This is a genomic window from Robiginitalea sp., from assembly GCF_049588695.1.
Classification (GTDB): Bacteria; Bacteroidota; Bacteroidia; order Flavobacteriales; family Flavobacteriaceae; genus Robiginitalea.
Window position 1 is genome coordinate 1 of record NZ_JBAVZJ010000063.1, and the last position, 4087, is coordinate 4087.

Annotated in this window: 4 protein-coding genes; all 4 read right to left on the minus strand. The window is 47.1% G+C overall.

What is annotated here, in order from left to right; all coding sequences use genetic code 11:
• Nucleotides 1–179 (minus strand): S4 domain-containing protein (locus WBV75_RS01305; RefSeq protein ID WP_424118860.1); only part of this gene is annotated, 179 nt, incomplete at its 3' end.
• Nucleotides 180–198: 19 nt separating this feature from the next.
• Nucleotides 199–762 (minus strand): DUF664 domain-containing protein, encoded by a 564-nt coding sequence (locus WBV75_RS01310; RefSeq protein ID WP_424118857.1) that lies wholly within the window; start codon nt 760–762, stop codon nt 199–201.
• Between the two features lie 199 nt (nt 763–961).
• A complete protein-coding gene (locus WBV75_RS01315; protein ID WP_424118858.1) occupies nt 962–2797 on the minus strand; it encodes a glycoside hydrolase family 2 protein in 1836 nt (611 codons plus the stop codon).
• A gap of 157 nt (nt 2798–2954) precedes the next feature.
• A complete protein-coding gene (locus WBV75_RS01320; RefSeq protein WP_424118859.1) occupies nt 2955–3914 on the minus strand; it encodes a TolB family protein in 960 nt (319 codons plus the stop codon).
• Nucleotides 3915–4087 lie beyond the last annotated feature (173 nt).

Sequence of the window (4087 nt, forward strand, 5' to 3'; positions counted from 1 at the left end):
CTAATGAGCTTCCCGTTCAGGCGAATTTCGTCTTCCGGGGAGACCTTAGTCCCCATTTCGGCAATGACCCCGTTGATGGTTACCCGCTTTTGCTCGATCAGTTTGTCTGCGGCTCTGCGTGAACAAACCCCTATTTCGCTAAAATACTTGTTGATGCGAACCCGTTTTTTGTCTCCCATGGAATGCTATAGATTTTTATTATTCGGGTAGCCTGTTTTTCACCAGGGCGATCTGTCCCATATGATTCGCTGAATGCTCCAAAACATGAAACCATACATAATGGTTGTTTATACCTTCATCTATGTCAGCCGCAAACCACGCATCATCCTTTGCCTTAAGTCCTTCCAGGGTTTTATTCCGAACCTCATCCCACAACTCAAGATAGTACGCTATGGGCTTGCCCTTTAGTTGTTCTCTGGTTTTTTCATTCAATTCTCCGCCTACCATCCACACGGCTGCTTCCTTATCCGTCCAGGAACGTCCCTCCAACGACTGGACCTGGTAGTAGGCTTCTGTGGATACCAAATGCATGATGAGCGATCCAATACTATTGGCATCGTCATCGAACAGATAATCGGTTTCTGCCTGGGTCAAATCACGGGTCATTTCTTCGATCCTGCTTTTTAAATCCTCGAGCATATCCACCATCGTGCCAATTTGGGGTGAATACCCGGCTTCCTGCTTGATTTTGTTTTGTGCATGAGTAAGTGTAAGGCATGTAAAGAATACGATAAAGGCAATTCCTGTCTTAAATACTTTCATTTTCTCAGGTCTATAGTTATAACGGCTTTTGTTAGAGCCTCTTCAGACTCTGTCAAAGATTGTTGAATATAGTAATTCTGTTAAGTAGTCCTGCCCGCCTTAACTTTTGATTCCCTTTTTAATTTGATTTGCCCCTATCTGGGGTGCAATAATGGCCCAAAGGATATCCGGGAACTATTCCCCGAACAAAGTCCGTAAACTATTTCTCCGGGTCTCCCTGCTTTTTTCTTTTATAATAGGCCTGCAACCGATAAAAGGCTTTTTTCCGCTCTCCTCCCTGACCGATGACGCCTTTGCGATTCCAGCCTTTCTGATATTGGGGATGCATCCGGCGGGGACTCCGAAAATCCGCTAGAATCCAGGGCGTAAACCCCGCGAGTTGTGGTATGCGGTCCATGAGTTTCAATTGCTCCCCGTATAGATAGTCCTGATATTCTTCACTCCAACGCGTGAGTGAATCCCCGTGAAGGCCGGCCAAAGCCCCGGCGCCCCACTCCGACACCAGTACCGGTTTCTGTTGGTTAAAAACAAATTCAACACCGTCGAGGATTTCCGGGGTGCCTTCATACCATCCCAGATATTCATTAAAAGCAATAATGTCTGTATAGGCACTGAACGGATCGCTGACTGTCATTTTCCCGTCTGCTGATTTCGATTTAAACAGTGCGGCTGAGATGAGGCGGCTGTTGTCATATCCGCGGGCGAATTCCGCCAGTCTTTTTAGAAAAATTACTTTTTCCCCGAGGTCCGGGGTCTCATTGGCCAGGGACCAGATAATCACCGAGGCGCGGTTTTTATCCCGATAAAGCACCTCTGCGAGTTGTTGTTCGGCCAATGCATAAGTAGCCTCGTTTTTCCAGTCGATGGTCCAATACACGGGAATTTCTTCCCAAAGCAAGATCCCCAGTTCGTCGGCCAGCCGGGGCATGTATTCATTGTGCGGATAATGCGCCAACCGCATAAAGTTTGCCTGGAGTTCCCGGGCCCATGTCATGAGTTGGCGGGCATCGTCTTTACTGTTGGCCCTTGACCCCTTGAGGGGATTCTCTTCGTGGGCACATATTCCGCGAAGGAAAATCGGTTTGCCATTTAAGAGGATTTCACTCCCCCGCGTTTCAATCGTACGCAGGCCGATCAGATCTGTTGTCCGATCCGACCCTGCCGTAATAGTGAATTCGTACAACTTCGGATTCCGGGTATCCCACAATTCAATGGGTATTTCTTTTAAAGACTGCCTGAAGATCGCTTTCCCACCCGGGTTTGTCGATAAAGAAATGTTCAGGTCGAGTTCAGGGCATTTCAGCATAACCTGCTGCCCATTTGCCTGCGATCCCATCAGTTGTATGTAGCCTGTAAGTTCCTCCGGATTTTCCGGATTGAGACGAATGCTGTAATCCTCTATATAAGTTTGAGGCAGGGCGATCAGTTTTACGTCCCGGGTCAGGCCCCCGTAATTCCACCAATCGGTCACATCTGTGGGAACCCCGGAGGGATCCCGCTGGTTGTCTACACGCACCACCAGAGAGTTGCCATTGGGTTTGACCTGCTGTCCTATAAAAAAATTAAACGGGGTGAACCCTCCTGTGTGCGACCCTACTTTCCGGCCGTTGAGATAGACATCCGTACGGTAATTCGCACCGCCGAAATAGAGAAGAAGTTTGTCCTTTGCGTTTGTCCTGGGATCGTCAAATTTAGTGCGGTACCAGATGGAGCCTTCATAGAATAGCAATTCATCCACCTGGGAATTCCAGTCCCCCGGTACCGTAAGGGTTGCTGCGGAATCCCAATCGTATTCCAAACGATCTGTTTTGTCATTTGGGGTTTCATCCAACCAGACCGCATCCCGCCCATAGGCCTCAGGCGAGACTGAATCAAAGGGGATCCTCCAGAAATTATAGACGCTCGTCTCGTACCGGTCTACCAGATAATGCCAGTCTCCGTTGAGTGAAGTCGCCGGCCGGTTAAAGGCATTATGCAGCAAGGGGGCCGTGGTGGGTAAGGGATTTTTTTGGCCGCCAACTGCCAAAGGGAGCATACACCAAATAATTAGAGGTATCCATTTTAGATTCATAGTTATCGTTTTTCAATTTCCGTTCTGAAGAAAAGGGAACAACCTTTCTTTCACGCCAATGCGAACGCCTAACATAGCTGGCGCGCTGCGGTCACGCCCCAGGGGGGCTAAGGCCAGGTTCTCAATCAAATATTTTATCCAATTGGAGGTACTCTGTTTCTACAAAGAAGATGTCCCATTCGCCATATTCATAATTTCCCAGGTTCTCGGCCCGGCTAAAAAAGAAGTATTTTCCATCCCTTGAAAACCTTGGACTGCTTTCTTCATCTTTGGAATTCACTACTTCTCCGATGGGCCTGGCCCTGCTCCAACCTTTTTCTGTTTTTTTAGAAACAAAAATATCTTCTCCCCCAGAACCTCCGGGGGCACCGTACGAATTGAAGACCAGAAATTGTCCGTCAGGTGAAATTACGGCGGAATACACCCAATATTTATCCTCCTCAAATATACCGTCTATGACTTGGGGCTCTGAGAAATCGTGTCCATCAAATGTTGTCTGATAGAGTTTTATACTTTTTGTTCCTCGCCTCATAGAGGTGAAATAAAAAGTTTCATCATCATGGGTGAAAAGGAAATTATTGTTTGAAGAAGGCCATTCCTCGTTTTCCACTTGCGCTGCGTTAATGGGTTCGGGTAGAGGTTTGGGTTCGCTCCAGCCCTTTTCCGTTTTCTCCATCATCCAAATGTTCATGTCAAAATTTCCCTTATTGGGTTTCCCCGGAATGGGGCGCTCAGAACCAAAAAAAAGAAATTGGCCATTAGGCGTTATGAATGCTGTTTCGTCCCGGTCCGTCGAGAAATCAGCGCGTTTGGGTACGGACCACGTACCGTCTTTAAAATCACTTACGTAAATCATCTGTTTTCCTTCCGGGGGCCTTCTGGAAAAGTATGTTCTCCGCCCGTCTGTAGAGAAGGTCAACTCGAACTCACTGTTTTCCACTGTAGATATTATTCCCTCAGCAAAGGGAATGGGACTTGAAACCACCTCCTGGGAGTAGGGGATTTCTGGAATTTCAGGTTCATTTTTACACGCCGTAATTCCAAAAACGGCGATAAGGAAAATGAGTTGGATTTTCTTCAAAGTATGAATTTATGACCCTTTAGGGTATTCAATTGCGGGCCGTGAACTTGGCTCGTATCACAAATTGGTATTCAAGTAATTCTACGTTTATATCAAAAGCCGTAAAACCAGCTTCTTTTAATTCGTTCACAACCACATCCATGGATACCTTATGGTTGACAGGAGGGCCCACA

Excerpts from the sequence above, each read along its gene's own strand:
- WBV75_RS01315 (WP_424118858.1), bottom strand. The coding sequence starts at position 2,797 with ATGCTCCCTTTGGCAGTTGGCGGCCAAAAAAATCCCTTACCCACCACG.
- WBV75_RS01310 (WP_424118857.1), bottom strand. The coding sequence starts at position 762 with ATGAAAGTATTTAAGACAGGAATTGCCTTTATCGTATTCTTTACATGC.